This is a genomic window from Pseudoalteromonas simplex, from assembly GCF_015278155.1.
Lineage (GTDB): Bacteria > Pseudomonadota > Gammaproteobacteria > Enterobacterales > Alteromonadaceae > Pseudoalteromonas > Pseudoalteromonas simplex.
Genome location: NZ_JADILN010000001.1, coordinates 304648 through 316736, shown reverse-complemented (window position 1 = coordinate 316736; position 12089 = coordinate 304648). Strand labels below are relative to the sequence as shown.

Sequence of the window (12089 nt, the reverse complement as noted above, 5' to 3'; positions counted from 1 at the left end):
ACTATAAAAAGCAATTTAAGATGAGGCAATGGCTTTGCGTTCGAGCGCGAAAAATCGCGATTGACTTCAAAAATAAGAAAAATAGCGGCTAATTTACCTAAAATCACTCCAGTTTAATAAATGGCAGAGCCATTTAAGCACTGCTCTGATACTTTGGATGCTTCGCCATGAGAGTGCCTATCCTCTTCGACAAACTGATCAACAAAAGGGTCAATCAGGTTTTCTTGCTTCATGGTATCGAGGGCGTGTTGCAGCTTAGTAACTACCTCCGGCGATGTGTTTTTGTTAAGTGCTAAATAATTACCCACTAAAGCAGGGTGCTTTAACTCAAATACCGGTGTGACTTGGTCTGGGCTCATACCTACATTCATCAACTGTGATGAAAGAGTGAGAGAGGAGCCAATCAGTAAATCATGCTTACCTTGCTTAAACATTTTTAGCTCTTCAAACTTTTTTGAGTAAGTTAAAAATTGCTGGCCTTCAGTAAGGTTAAAATCAGCAAGAACGGTTTGATATACATCACCACGAGATACGCCAATGGTGTAGTTTTGCAACGACTGTGTACTCGTTACTTTAATGTCGTTTCGATCATTTAAGCGATAGAAACATGAATGCCCAGATACCAAAGGGCCAACCCAGTAAAATTGAGTTTCTCGCTTTGCGGTACGTGAAGTAGAGTAAATTCCTGCATTCGGTTGGGCAAGGGTTAGTGACATTGCGCGCTTCCAAGGCAATACACTAAACGTACAACTCAACTTGGCTCTTTCGCACAAAGATTCCATGATTTTGGTGTTAATACCAGTGAGCTGATTGTGCTCCACAAAATTATAGGGTGGGAACACTTCAGTATATAAAGTCAATTGTTCAGCACTCGCCATAACAGAGCTAGCTGTAAACAAACTCACTATTGGTAAATGCTTAAACATCGGTTTAGCTCCATTTTTCACACTTTAACAATTCGATCAGAGTTTTCATCTAAACTCCTATTGAGCTCTACAGTATTTAAAGCTTAGTTTGCTAACCCAATAACGCAATAAACTAGAAACTAAGAAAAAATATCGGCAACAAGCTGGCTAAGTCGTGCAATTTTAATATTACTTAACTGGCGATAGTCAAAATACGGGCAGACAATCACTTTATCTGATTTACTAATAGCAAATTCATCATCAAGCCAAGTTAATTGGCAATGCAAAAGTCCGTCATTTATAAGCTGTTTAGCATGTGTTCGCCCTGCAATTATATGCAATTGCTCTGGTTTGCCTAATATCGGCGGACTAAACAGTAATGTAGTTTGGCTGTGTGCTTGCAGCAGTTGTTCATCGCGATAGCTCTGCCAATCAGCTGCTTTTTTAGCGAAATTATAATACTCACTTGGTAGTGCAAACAGCACTTTGCCATACACGTTAAAAACTTTGCGCCAACCATTTCCACATGCTTGGTTTATTTCGTTTATTTGGCCGGGTTGCATTGCATGCAAATGATCAAGCTGTTGCCAAGCAGGCATCGGCGGGCGCTTTTCTATATAAACAGCGACTTTAAACGCATCATCACCAAAACCCTGCAGTGGCGCACTATTAACGACACTCATAACTGTTTAGCGAGGATTCGATCAAGATTATTTGCAAAGTTTTGGCGGTCTGCTTGGCTTAACGGCGGTGGGCCACCGGCCATTTCAACGCCACTTGAGCGCATTGTTTCCATAAAATCACGAACGTTTAAACGTGAGCGAATATTTTCGGTCGTATATAATTCACCGCGCGGATTAAGCGCTTGTGCGCCTTTTTCGATGACTTCTGCAGCCAAGGGAATATCACCAGTGATCACCAAATCATTCGGCTCAATACGTTTAACGATTTCGTTGTCGGCAATATCAAAACCCGAAGATACCTGCAAACGGCTAATAAACTTTGAGGGTGGTACTCGCATCGCATGGTTCGCCACTAATGTGGTAAAGGTCTGTGTGCGCTCTGCGGCACGAAACAATATTTCTTTAATAACGACGGGGCAGGCGTCTGCATCAACCCAAATCTTCATGCTGTTCTCAATCTTTAATTTTAGACATTAATAGTTTACCGTAATTGAACTAAATTAGTGCTATTAACGTATTAATTTGTTTAATTTTTAAAGGGAGTAAAAACGTGCAAACATCATTAAAATTAATCGGGGTTTTATGTATCACAGTCATTTTATCTGCATGTACAGGCGTGCCAGACAACATCAAACCCGTCGATAATTTTGAGTTAAACAGATACACAGGAACATGGTACGAAATTGCACGTTTAGATCATTCATTTGAACGCGGCCTTGAGGGCATTACCGCCGAATACTCAATTAACCCAGATGGCAGTGTGAAGGTTATCAACAAGGGTTACAGCGCTGAAGATAAAGAATGGCAGCAAGCTGAAGGTAAAGCGAAGTTTGCAGAGCAACAAAACATAGGCCACTTAGAAGTCTCATTCTTTGGACCATTTTACAGCTCTTACGTGGTGTTTGAATTAGATAAGCAAAATTATCAATACGCTTATATCACAGGTTATAACAAAGAGTATTTATGGTTTTTGTCGCGCACACCGACCGTGACAAAACAGCAAATGCAGGACTTTATAAACACTGCAAAAGAATATGGCTTTAAAACAGATGAACTTATCTATGTTGACCATAATAGCTTGTAAAGGGGCTTTACAACTGTCTTTAAACTATCACGAATGTGCAACACAACTGTAATGGATGCTAGGCAAACTTAGCGTCGTTAAATTGAAGCAACATGTGATCCCCCAATTTAATCCCCTGCTAGGGTAGGCATTGCCTACCCATTTTTTTAAACAAATTTGATCAATTAAGCATTATTGCAAATTGCTATCAGATCAGTTTTTTACTAACTAAACTACAAAATCATCACCGAAAAGCCACTCAACAGTAAAATAGACATAGTAAATACACTGACATGCTTTACCCATGAAACAGTAAAACTGTATAAAATCATGAGCATAAGCACACTTAAAGCCATATAGCCGCAAAACAGCAATGCGCCGTACCCAGCATCAGACAGCACACAAAGTACCAAACTTAGTAAAATACTGATCCAGCCACTGGCTAAAAAGCTATTTCGTTGTTTTTCGGTTAATTTCTTTTTAAATACATCACGAAAATGATTGAATTTTGCCAGCGCAAAACAATTAAACCCTAAAAAGCAGAGACTAAATTGCAGTAACTCCATCATCCTTGTTGCTCCTTTAACACCCTATTTTTACTTGGTTTTGCCTTGTTAATAACAGCTTTGTGACTAGCTATTTTTTTGCTTTGTAGTAAAAACAATACGCCAGCACAAATAAACGCACTATCAACACCGAATAAGGCCCATTGATTAGTTAGTAAATACGTGATCCAATTACCATCTGTTGTCAGTGCATTTACCACGGGCACGAGAAAGCAAGCTATTGCATTGAGCCATGCATTATAGCGCCAGTGGCGTTTTTCTATACTGCTCACAGCCGAAAGCGCCACCGCAAGCCAAGTTAAGAAAAACACGAGTATTTCTTTATCGGCACGCCCAGCTAACTCTAAAGGCAATAAACGATTAGCAATGAAGAACGCTGAAGTTGCTAGCGGTAAGCCCATTAAAGTTATTAAATTAAGACTTTCAACAAGCTTTAAACCAAAGCTTGGTTTTTGGTCTGCTTTGAGCCTCTCGCGTAAGCGTTTTGCCCACATAATGCAGCCTGTAGCGATCATGGCACAGCCAGCTACGCCACAGAAAAAATATAACCAACGCAGTAAAGGCTCCGCTAAGCGACCACTATGTAATGCCGTCATTGAGTCATAAAACTGCGCCGAAGCGCTCCAATCTTCGCCAGAACTCGCTTCAAGCTCGCCCGTTACACCATTGAATAAGTAGCGTGGTCCGTTATCTACAACCTCTTTGCCGGTTGCCAAATAAACCACGATTTGTGAGGTCGCTGTATTGGCATTTCTTACAAACACATAGCTAATGTCGGCATTCGGTGACTTAGTATAAATCTGATCTAACACATCTTTGATTGCCACCATAGGGCGCTGCTCTTCACTGGGCTTTGCACGTTTATTAATAGGCAATGCCTCATCAAACATTTGCCTTAAGCCATTTTCATATACAGTCTCGGCAGGGTAGGGGAACAGCATAAATATAAGCGTGATAATCCCCGTGTAGGTAATCATAATATGAAATGGCAGTGCCAGCACTGACGAAACATTGTGTGCATCGAGCCAGCTTCGGCTGCCTTTGTTTGCTCTAAAGCTAAACATATCTTTAAAAATACGTTTGTGGATCACGATGCCTGTTATAAGCGCTACCAACATAAATAACGAGGCTAAACAAACAATTATCCGTGCAGTAAATACATCTATGTAATGTAAATCAAAGTGTAAGCGATAGAAAAAGTTACCCCCCTTAGTTTCCCGAGGTTCGGGTAATTGCTCTAAGGTATTAGGGTCTAGATGTGTATAGTTGAAAGGTGCTCGGCGCTGGCCTGGCAGTTTAGGCTCAGCAAACCCATAGCTTAAAACAGGGTTACGTGGCTCAGGTAAGTTTATCCGCCAAGATAATGAATTAGGTGCCTGTTGCTGTAATTGCGCAAACACATAATTAATTTGCTCGGCTTGAGACTGAACCCGTAGTGCTTGATGCTGCACATTGTGTGTTTCGGGTTTAGCCCAAATAGTGATTTCATCTTTAAAAAAGCTGATGGTGCCAGCAAAGAATATTAAGAACAATAACCAGCATACTAGTAAGCCAACCCAGGTATGAAGCCAAGTCATTGAGCGGAAAAAGCTCTCTTTCATAACCATCCCTTAATTAATGAAAGGGCCAGTAATTGCCCACCAGTTGTTAGTAAAATAGTGATCCAAACAGTCTTTAAAGACTTAACTGCAAACACCCAAATAAACACACAACAGTAAAAAAATACCGATAGAGTCGTGGTTAACAGCACGCTGTCGAGTTTATTAAGTGGTAATAACACAGCTAGTAATGAAATAAGCACACTGGTAAAGGCGTAACCACCAATGATGGCTGCAACGAAACGCAAAAACACAGCAACACGATAAGATAGGCTCACAGAGCGCTTTTTAGCTGTATTTTTAGGGCGATTGGTAGTCACTGCATCTAATGATTGAGAATGCATGATAATCCCTTAAAAAATAACACGAGAAGAAAACCCCGTATTATATCGCCGACAAACAGAAAAGATAGTAGTTATCATTTGCATGCACGTATTAAATAGTGAAACTGAACCAACTAAGTCGATCTGTTAGTAAAATAATGATCTGCTAGCTTTGTTCTGTGCAATATCATATGGTGTTAAGTAAATAAAAGGGAGCTGCAATGAAAACAATAGGCTTAATCGGTGGCATGAGTTGGGAGTCTACACAAAGTTACTACCAGCTTTTAAATCAAGGCATTAAAAACAAACTTGGGGGGCTGCATAGTGCCAAGATAGTACTCGTTAGCCTCGATTTTGCCGAAATAGCTATGCTTCAACAGCAACAAGATTGGCCACAGATGGCCGAGATACTCATTAAGGCCGCTAAGCAAGTTGAAGCCGCGGGCGCGGATTATTTATTAATTTGTACCAACACGATGCATAAACTAGCTGAGCAAGTACAAGCTGCGGTTGCAATTCCTTTATTACACATTGCTGATGCAGTTGGTGAAAACCTGATCCAACATAACTTTAAAAAAGTGGCTTTGTTGGGTACCCAGTTCACTATGGAACAAGACTTTTACAAGCAGCGTTTAGCAGATAAATTCGCCATAGACGTGTTAATCCCTGATGCACAGGGGCGTGAAACAGTGCATCGTGTGATTTATGATGAACTATGTAAAGGCATCATCAGCCCACAATCTAAAGCCGAGTATTTAACCATTATTGATAATCTAACTCAGCAAGGTGCTGAAGCCATTATTCTTGGTTGCACCGAAATAGCCTTATTAGTTCAACAAGCAGATACATCGATTCCATTACTTGATAGTACAGCACTTCATTGCGCGATGGCGCTTGAGAATAGTTTAAATTAGGAGCTCACCATGTCGAACCACCATAGCCTAAATTATGTTGAATTTGCTGCTAAAGATTTAGCCGCAACAAAGGCATTTTTTCATCAGGTTTTTAAATGGCAATTTACCGACTATGGCCCTGAATACACGGCCTTTAGCGCTGAATCTGCGGGGCTTGATGGCGGGTTTTATCAAGCCCCATTAGCTAGCTTAACCAATAATGGCGGCGCGCTACTGGTGCTTTATTCAAATAATATTAAAGAGACGCAAGCGCAGGTAGAAAAACATGGTGGAACAATTATTAAGCCCTTGTTTGATTTTCCTGGAGGCTGTCGGTTTCACTTCACAGAGCCAAGTGGTAACGAGTTAGCAGTTTGGTCAAAACAAGCATAGATCATATTTTTACTAACTCATGAGTACTCAATCATTATTAAAACAAGTTAGTAAATGCGTGATCTGCGAACCTCATTTACCACTCGGAGCGCGGCCCGTTATTCAGTTTAATCCACAGGCTCGCATTTTAATTGCTGGTCAAGCACCGGGAATTAAAGTGCATGAAAGTGGCAAACCTTTTAATGATGCAAGCGGGCAAAGGCTTCGCTCTTGGCTTGGTGTAACGAGCGATGAGTTTTACGATGAACGCAATTTTGCTATCTTGCCGATGGGCTTTTGTTACCCGGGCAAAGGAAAATCAGGTGATTTAGCGCCAAGAAAAGAGTGCGCGATTGCATGGCGTGAAAAGCTCTTAGCACAACTAAATAATATTGAGCTCACCATTATCTTAGGTAAGTACGCGCAGGCATATCATTTGCCTCACACTAAGCAGCTACCCTTAACTGAGTTAGTAAAATCGTGGCGTGAATATTGGCCAAATTACTTGCCACTTCCTCACCCAAGCCCTCGCAATAATATCTGGCTAAAGAAAAATCAGTGGTTTGAGCAACAAGTATTGCCTGAGCTTAATAGTAAAATACGTGCAATTTTAGCAAGGTAGAAAATGGAAAATAACTTTTTTGCTGAAAACGGCTACTACCATGTAAAGGGCCTTTACACAGAAAGTGAGCTTAGCAATGTAAGGCCAATTCTCGATAAATTTCATCAACACTGGTTGCAAGAAAACCAATCTTTTTATCAATCTAGAGGTATTAATAGCTCAGGTTTGACTGGCGCTGCATGTTTAAGTGCTGAGGAAAAGTTTACTCTTTTTGAGTTTGTCAGCGCCAACACACTATTGAAACAGGTTAAAGGTATTGTTGCTGGTCCTCAGTTTATGAATACTCAACTATTCTTTAACCCTTACAACCCTAAACAGGCAAATTATTGGCATCGCGATATGCAGTATCACTTAGAGCTTGATGCGCAAAAAGTAGCTCTTAACGGCCCTGAAGTACTACATTGCCGCGTTGCTTTTGAAGATGAACCAGGAATAGAACTTATACCGGGTAGTCATAAAGACTGGGATTCAGATGAAGAGTTAACAGTTAGATTAGAACAGCAGGGCGCTCGAAATAGTGACTCACTCGTTCGTGGTAAAAGTGTGGCACTCAAAAAAGGTGACTTACTGATATTTTCGGCAAACATGATCCATCGGGGCTTGTACGGCATGAATCGTTTCGCCCTTGATATTTTATACTTTGAACGTCATCCAAGCCTTAACGAGTTTGTACAAACTGGATTTTTACCAACTGCAGAACAAAAGCTGCATCTAAAAAACGCTGTGGTATTCGAGTAAGCGTAAAAAAAGCGGCTACCTAGCCGCTTTCTTTTCGTTTTGCAGTTACTGCAACATTGCGAACAATTCTTTTAACTGCGGCATATACTGCTTAACTAAGTTAACGTTACTTTCGCTAACATCTGCTGTTGCAGTACTTGCTTTAATACCTTCTAAAGCACCAGCCATTGAGCGAGTACCCGCATCAGATGATGATGCTGTAAGGCTTTGTAAACCACTCATTGCTTGGTTTACACGCTGCTTGTTCTCTTCAGACATACCCGCTTTAAGATTTTCTAAATACGCCATTGATACTTCTGAGCCAACCGTGACTAACTGCTCTGGTGTGAAACCATATTGTTTGGTAAGGGCTGCAAACTCAGTATAAAGCTCATGCTCTTTGATGTGACCTAATGCAGACATCACTGCCGAACTATCAACACCATCAGAACTACCTAGCATACCACCAAGGTTTACAGTATCTAACTCAGATTGGCTTTGTGACCAATTAACGACTGCAGGAAGGGCTTTAATGTAACGCTGTAGCTGATTTTCAGAAATATCTTCTGCGAAGCTAGAAAAACTCATCGCAAGTAGACTCATAGAAATAAGTAGTGCTTTCATCGTGATCTCCTTTCTTTCAAAATGGTTAGCAACCGGCGCAAATAGTCGAGCTATTATGTTTAGCCAATTACAAATGTTACAATACCTTTTTTACCATAGCTAACTGAACCTGATGTTAATTATTTCTAATACCGTCACAATTGATGAATGGGAACTCGACTTTAGTGCGATCCGCTCGCAAGGCGCGGGCGGGCAGAATGTCAACAAAGTGGCCACAGCTATTCACCTTCGCTTTGATATTAAACGCTCAAAGTTACCTGACTTTTACAAACAACGTTTACTTAATTTGAATGATTCTCGAATTACCAAAGAGGGCGTTATTGTTATTAAGTCGCAAAGTCATCGCACGCAAGAGATGAACAAAGAGGATGCGCTTAATCGTTTGAAAGAATTAATCGTTAATGCCACACAAGTACAAAAGGCGCGCAGAGCGACAAAACCAAGCAAAAGTTCTCAGAGAAAACGCATGGATAGTAAAACCAAAAGGGGACAAACAAAAGTATTAAGAAAAAACGTAAAATTCTAACTTTCACATCAGAAGATCGTGTCAAAAATAAGCAGAACTGTAAAGAAGTGTAACTTGTTAACAAAGTTAATTGATGGTTAATCCTACCGCGACTATAATAGTCATACAAACTCACCACTAATGAAGGAGCCGCTTATGGGCCAGAAATCACGCATTGTTGCCGCTGCAATGATAACGCTGTCAGCTTTGCCTATGTCGGGCTTTGCTGTAGATTCATGGCAAGCCGGAAACGCGTATCCCCAAGGTAGTGAAACCTGTTATAACGAGATTCTTTATAAAGCCAGATGGTGGGCAACTCCAGGTGAAGAACCTGGCAGTTCGCAATGGGGGGCTTGGGTTGCAGATGTCGCCTCAAAAACCTGTGTACAGAGTGTTGTAAAGAAACAAGACGATTTACTTAAGTCTTTACCCACCATTTTCGAACCAAATAATAAAAAAGGGAGTTCTGATTAACTCCCTTTTTTGTGCATTTTTATTTTTAATCAAACGTATGATGCCTTGTCATTTCAAAGCGATTTAAGAGGTGATGCATTATATACACCGCACACAAGCTCAATAGTATTGCCACAGACACTGACGAAAAACGATACAGAGCGCTGTATACGAGATCTTGTCCCGGCCCTAATGACTGGCCAAACAAAATACCAAATGTGGTGATAATACCAAAGCCTACACCCGGAATACCGCCACCAATTATGTGATAACGACTAAAGATAAAGGTCAAAATCCACAGAATTAACGCAGGAAATATTAAAATATCGGTATGGTTATACAAAAATAACTGTGCCACTAACGCTAAGTTACAACCAATTAAGGTGCCTATAGCACGTTGCCATGCCGCCATACCTGCCGCTTTCCAGCACAACGAAAACAATATCAGTACCGAGGCCGCTTGAGCAGAGATTGAATCTTGTAAATCAAAGACCTGAAAAACAACGAATGACAAGGTAGCTACAGTTGAGCAAAGTAATACTTCATGACGCACACTTTCTTTTGCTTTTTCTGGCATTACCCGACCTTGGCGTGGTGCTACATCAGGAAATAAACCATGCATTAGCATCGAGAACACCACTGTGACCACAACGGCAACAGCGTTACTAATGATCAACGGATAAATACTCACTCCACTGCCAGTGTAGGTCGAAAAGTGCAATTGAATAGACAAACTCACCACCGTTGTGGCGCCAAATAAAAAATTAGCGCCACGGCTCATTTGATAAAACAAAAAAGCAAATGCGATAAAGCACATCATTGTCATAACAACAGGCAGGTGTGAAAACAAACCTTGTACAACCAATACGAACAGCGCACTGAACACCGCGCCTGCATAAAACTGACGAATAATATGCATGTTAAGCACAGGCACTAAGCCGAGCAATAGCATAGGGTAAACAGTAAAAAAGATGCCATTAGGCCAGTTCATCAATTTTGCCAGTGTAAACCCTAGTGCTGAGCCCGTAGCAATGCGTAGCGCTTGGCGTAAGCCGTTACCATCGAGTTGCAATACTGACATAACTCACCCAGCCTTAGTAAATGAAGTGCAGAACACTAATGAAGCGAATTTGCATACTTGCAAACCAGCTACCGATGCTAGAGTCAGGCAGAAGTTGTACAGTTGCACGCGCACCACTTGGAAATTTAGCCAGCATCTGGTGCTCATCTAGTTGAATATGGATACGTTGACGCTGTGCATCTCGTACCCAACGGTTGCTGCTTTCAGTCGCACTGAGTAAACCGTTCGCGTTAAGCTGACCATCACTCACACCGGCTTCAAAACTAATAATTTTGCCTGTAAACACTTTGCCCGGTAGCGCATCAAAGCTGACTTTTGCAGTACTACCAATTTGCACGTGAACTAACGACTTTTCACGAAAATCAGCAACCAAATCAGCCTTATTAGCAACAATCGCCATTAGCGGTTGGCCTTTATTAGCATACGTACCCGGTGTTACTTGTAAGTTTGCAGTTTTACCGTCGGTATCAGCTGTCACTGTGGTGTAAGACAGGTTTAGCTTCGCTTGTTCAAGCTGGTTTTGAGCATGACGAAGCGCTAAATTGTCATCCCCCATTTTACCGCGCGCTAATTTAGCCTCGCTAAGCTGGGCTTCAATTGCAGCCACATTGGCTTTGCTTGATTGATAGTTCGCATTGATTGTTTCGTACTCTTGCTCTGAAATAGAGCGCTTTTTCAATAACGACTCACCACGTTCGAACAGTAATGTTTGTTCATGCAGCTTAGCTTGAGCAGCTGCAAGCTGTGCTTCTATTGCCTTCACACTGCTATCTAAACGTTGGTTTTGTAGTTTTGCATCATCATATGCAAGTTCAGCTTGTTGCACGGCAAGCTCAAAAGGCTCGTCATTAATCTTAAACAAGGCTTGCTGTTTTTCGACGGCTTGATTATTGGTGACAAGTACGTCAGTCACGCGACCACTTACCTGCGGGGTCACTTGCACCACTGGGTGATACACACGGGCCTGCGGTGTAACAGGCATATACAAATCGGCAATCACAAAATATAAAAATAAAACAATAAAACCCGCTAAAGAGATTTTTACGTAACGGGCAAACTTTTGATCTGGTGTCATAACGTTACTTATCTCCTGAATAATGGCGGATACACTGGCGAGCATTCTGTTCCATCTGAATTAAACCATGCGCCATGGTATCGAGTTGATCAGTGGTTAAGTCGGCATAAAGATGCTGTTTCACATCAGCAATAATCACCTGCAATGTGTCTAACAATTGTAGACCTTGCTCAGTAAAGTACAGACGTTTACTGCGTTTATCTTCAGCGTCAGCTTTGCGAGCAATAATCTCTTGTTGCTCAAGCTGCTTAATCGTACGAGTGAGTGAAGGCATTTCAATGCCTAAGCTATTTGCTAACTCTTGTTGCGTACAACCTTGGTTTAAATGAAACAGGTGCATCATCGCGGTCCAGCGAGATTGGGTAAGACCCAAAGGCTCAACCGCCAAAGTGACAGCATCGCGACATAAACGATGCACACGGCCCATACTGCCGCATAATGTTAAATCAAGAGTTTCGTGAAAAGGGGGAGTGGAAGACATGATGCGCTCCATTTACTTAGCATGCTAAGTATTTTAATGTAGTTAGCATGCTAAGTAAATATTAGTGCAATTAATTAAATAGATAGCTTTGTTCGATAAAAGCGAACAACTGCAAAAGTTATCTGCTA

17 protein-coding genes are annotated in these 12089 nt (G+C 41.3%); 7 read left to right on the top strand and 10 right to left on the bottom strand.

Features of this window, described 5'->3' with window-relative positions; all coding sequences use genetic code 11:
• Window positions 1–113 precede the first annotated feature (113 nt).
• The 3 genes from IRQ78_RS01455 to IRQ78_RS01445 all read right to left on the bottom strand — a co-directional run bounded on the left by IRQ78_RS01455 (window position 114) and on the right by IRQ78_RS01445 (window position 2034).
• On the bottom strand, window positions 114–926 hold the full coding sequence (locus IRQ78_RS01455; RefSeq protein WP_138617176.1) for a substrate-binding periplasmic protein: 813 nt from the start codon (window positions 924–926) through the stop codon (window positions 114–116).
• Between the two features lie 119 nt (window positions 927–1045).
• A complete protein-coding gene (locus IRQ78_RS01450; RefSeq protein WP_194441152.1) occupies window positions 1046–1588 on the bottom strand; it encodes a DUF6942 family protein in 543 nt (180 codons plus the stop codon).
• The gene (locus tag IRQ78_RS01445) at window positions 1585–2034 is read right to left on the bottom strand and encodes a YaiI/YqxD family protein (protein ID WP_138599750.1); all 450 of its coding nucleotides are present in this window, start codon (window positions 2032–2034) and stop codon (window positions 1585–1587) included. The genes IRQ78_RS01450 and IRQ78_RS01445 overlap by 4 nt, the downstream gene beginning before the upstream one ends.
• A gap of 104 nt (window positions 2035–2138) precedes the next feature.
• Here IRQ78_RS01445 and IRQ78_RS01440 point away from each other — a divergent pair, with 104 nt between their 5' ends.
• A complete protein-coding gene (locus tag IRQ78_RS01440; RefSeq protein WP_166338198.1) occupies window positions 2139–2672 on the top strand; it encodes a lipocalin family protein in 534 nt (177 codons plus the stop codon).
• A 212-nt stretch (window positions 2673–2884) separates the two neighbouring features.
• Here IRQ78_RS01440 and IRQ78_RS01435 read toward each other — a convergent pair whose 3' ends face one another.
• From IRQ78_RS01435 to IRQ78_RS01425, 3 genes are read right to left on the bottom strand one after another with little or no spacing between them, the layout of a single operon-like run.
• The gene (locus tag IRQ78_RS01435) at window positions 2885–3220 is read right to left on the bottom strand and encodes a DUF3325 domain-containing protein (protein ID WP_054553366.1); all 336 of its coding nucleotides are present in this window, start codon (window positions 3218–3220) and stop codon (window positions 2885–2887) included.
• Window positions 3217–4818, bottom strand: a complete 1602-nt coding sequence (locus IRQ78_RS01430) for a PepSY-associated TM helix domain-containing protein (protein ID WP_194441151.1) — start codon at window positions 4816–4818, stop codon at window positions 3217–3219. The genes IRQ78_RS01435 and IRQ78_RS01430 overlap by 4 nt, the downstream gene beginning before the upstream one ends.
• Window positions 4815–5159 (bottom strand): hypothetical protein, encoded by a 345-nt coding sequence (locus IRQ78_RS01425; RefSeq protein ID WP_206769705.1) that lies wholly within the window; start codon window positions 5157–5159, stop codon window positions 4815–4817. The genes IRQ78_RS01430 and IRQ78_RS01425 overlap by 4 nt, the downstream gene beginning before the upstream one ends.
• Before the next feature lie 200 nt (window positions 5160–5359).
• Between IRQ78_RS01425 and IRQ78_RS01420 the strand changes: the two genes are divergently transcribed.
• From IRQ78_RS01420 to IRQ78_RS01405, 4 genes are read left to right on the top strand one after another with little or no spacing between them, the layout of a single operon-like run.
• Complete coding sequence (locus IRQ78_RS01420) at window positions 5360–6052, top strand: aspartate/glutamate racemase family protein (RefSeq protein WP_054553364.1); 693 nt, start codon at window positions 5360–5362, stop codon at window positions 6050–6052.
• Window positions 6053–6061: 9 nt separating this feature from the next.
• On the top strand, window positions 6062–6424 hold the full coding sequence (locus tag IRQ78_RS01415) for a VOC family protein (protein WP_054553363.1): 363 nt from the start codon (window positions 6062–6064) through the stop codon (window positions 6422–6424).
• A gap of 19 nt (window positions 6425–6443) precedes the next feature.
• The gene (locus IRQ78_RS01410) at window positions 6444–7025 is read left to right on the top strand and encodes a uracil-DNA glycosylase family protein (protein ID WP_194441150.1); all 582 of its coding nucleotides are present in this window, start codon (window positions 6444–6446) and stop codon (window positions 7023–7025) included.
• 3 nt (window positions 7026–7028) lie between these two features.
• Window positions 7029–7763: a phytanoyl-CoA dioxygenase family protein gene (locus IRQ78_RS01405; protein WP_194441149.1), complete on the top strand. Its 735-nt coding sequence runs from the start codon at window positions 7029–7031 to the stop codon at window positions 7761–7763.
• A 45-nt stretch (window positions 7764–7808) separates the two neighbouring features.
• Here IRQ78_RS01405 and IRQ78_RS01400 read toward each other — a convergent pair whose 3' ends face one another.
• Window positions 7809–8366 carry a short-chain dehydrogenase gene (locus IRQ78_RS01400; RefSeq protein ID WP_138617192.1) on the bottom strand — a complete coding sequence of 186 codons (558 nt, stop codon included), beginning with the start codon at window positions 8364–8366 and terminating at the stop codon, window positions 7809–7811.
• A 112-nt stretch (window positions 8367–8478) separates the two neighbouring features.
• Between IRQ78_RS01400 and arfB the strand changes: the two genes are divergently transcribed.
• The gene (gene arfB, locus IRQ78_RS01395) at window positions 8479–8892 is read left to right on the top strand and encodes an alternative ribosome rescue aminoacyl-tRNA hydrolase ArfB (RefSeq protein ID WP_063703818.1); all 414 of its coding nucleotides are present in this window, start codon (window positions 8479–8481) and stop codon (window positions 8890–8892) included.
• A 135-nt stretch (window positions 8893–9027) separates the two neighbouring features.
• Window positions 9028–9345: a hypothetical protein gene (locus IRQ78_RS01390; protein WP_063703816.1), complete on the top strand. Its 318-nt coding sequence runs from the start codon at window positions 9028–9030 to the stop codon at window positions 9343–9345.
• Window positions 9346–9370: 25 nt separating this feature from the next.
• Here IRQ78_RS01390 and IRQ78_RS01385 read toward each other — a convergent pair whose 3' ends face one another.
• The 3 genes from IRQ78_RS01385 to IRQ78_RS01375 are packed head-to-tail and all read right to left on the bottom strand — an operon-like array spanning window position 9371 to window position 11961.
• Window positions 9371–10405 carry a DUF2955 domain-containing protein gene (locus tag IRQ78_RS01385; protein ID WP_194441148.1) on the bottom strand — a complete coding sequence of 345 codons (1035 nt, stop codon included), beginning with the start codon at window positions 10403–10405 and terminating at the stop codon, window positions 9371–9373.
• A 13-nt stretch (window positions 10406–10418) separates the two neighbouring features.
• The gene (locus IRQ78_RS01380) at window positions 10419–11480 is read right to left on the bottom strand and encodes an HlyD family secretion protein (RefSeq protein ID WP_054553356.1); all 1062 of its coding nucleotides are present in this window, start codon (window positions 11478–11480) and stop codon (window positions 10419–10421) included.
• Window positions 11481–11484: 4 nt separating this feature from the next.
• Window positions 11485–11961, bottom strand: coding sequence for a MarR family winged helix-turn-helix transcriptional regulator (locus IRQ78_RS01375; protein WP_194441147.1), 477 nt, complete (start codon window positions 11959–11961; stop codon window positions 11485–11487).
• Window positions 11962–12089 lie beyond the last annotated feature (128 nt).

Excerpts from the sequence above, each read along its gene's own strand:
- IRQ78_RS01455 (WP_138617176.1), bottom strand. The coding sequence starts at position 926 with ATGTTTAAGCATTTACCAATAGTGAGTTTGTTTACAGCTAGCTCTGTT.
- IRQ78_RS01450 (WP_194441152.1), bottom strand. The coding sequence starts at position 1,588 with ATGAGTGTCGTTAATAGTGCGCCACTGCAGGGTTTTGGTGATGATGCG.
- IRQ78_RS01445 (WP_138599750.1), bottom strand. The coding sequence starts at position 2,034 with ATGAAGATTTGGGTTGATGCAGACGCCTGCCCCGTCGTTATTAAAGAA.
- IRQ78_RS01435 (WP_054553366.1), bottom strand. The coding sequence starts at position 3,220 with ATGATGGAGTTACTGCAATTTAGTCTCTGCTTTTTAGGGTTTAATTGT.
- IRQ78_RS01430 (WP_194441151.1), bottom strand. The coding sequence starts at position 4,818 with ATGAAAGAGAGCTTTTTCCGCTCAATGACTTGGCTTCATACCTGGGTT.
- IRQ78_RS01425 (WP_206769705.1), bottom strand. The coding sequence starts at position 5,159 with ATGCATTCTCAATCATTAGATGCAGTGACTACCAATCGCCCTAAAAAT.
- IRQ78_RS01420 (WP_054553364.1), top strand. The coding sequence starts at position 5,360 with ATGAAAACAATAGGCTTAATCGGTGGCATGAGTTGGGAGTCTACACAA.
- IRQ78_RS01415 (WP_054553363.1), top strand. The coding sequence starts at position 6,062 with ATGTCGAACCACCATAGCCTAAATTATGTTGAATTTGCTGCTAAAGAT.
- IRQ78_RS01410 (WP_194441150.1), top strand. The coding sequence starts at position 6,444 with ATGAGTACTCAATCATTATTAAAACAAGTTAGTAAATGCGTGATCTGC.
- IRQ78_RS01405 (WP_194441149.1), top strand. The coding sequence starts at position 7,029 with ATGGAAAATAACTTTTTTGCTGAAAACGGCTACTACCATGTAAAGGGC.
- IRQ78_RS01400 (WP_138617192.1), bottom strand. The coding sequence starts at position 8,366 with ATGAAAGCACTACTTATTTCTATGAGTCTACTTGCGATGAGTTTTTCT.
- arfB (WP_063703818.1), top strand. The coding sequence starts at position 8,479 with ATGTTAATTATTTCTAATACCGTCACAATTGATGAATGGGAACTCGAC.
- IRQ78_RS01390 (WP_063703816.1), top strand. The coding sequence starts at position 9,028 with ATGGGCCAGAAATCACGCATTGTTGCCGCTGCAATGATAACGCTGTCA.
- IRQ78_RS01385 (WP_194441148.1), bottom strand. The coding sequence starts at position 10,405 with ATGTCAGTATTGCAACTCGATGGTAACGGCTTACGCCAAGCGCTACGC.
- IRQ78_RS01380 (WP_054553356.1), bottom strand. The coding sequence starts at position 11,480 with ATGACACCAGATCAAAAGTTTGCCCGTTACGTAAAAATCTCTTTAGCG.
- IRQ78_RS01375 (WP_194441147.1), bottom strand. The coding sequence starts at position 11,961 with ATGTCTTCCACTCCCCCTTTTCACGAAACTCTTGATTTAACATTATGC.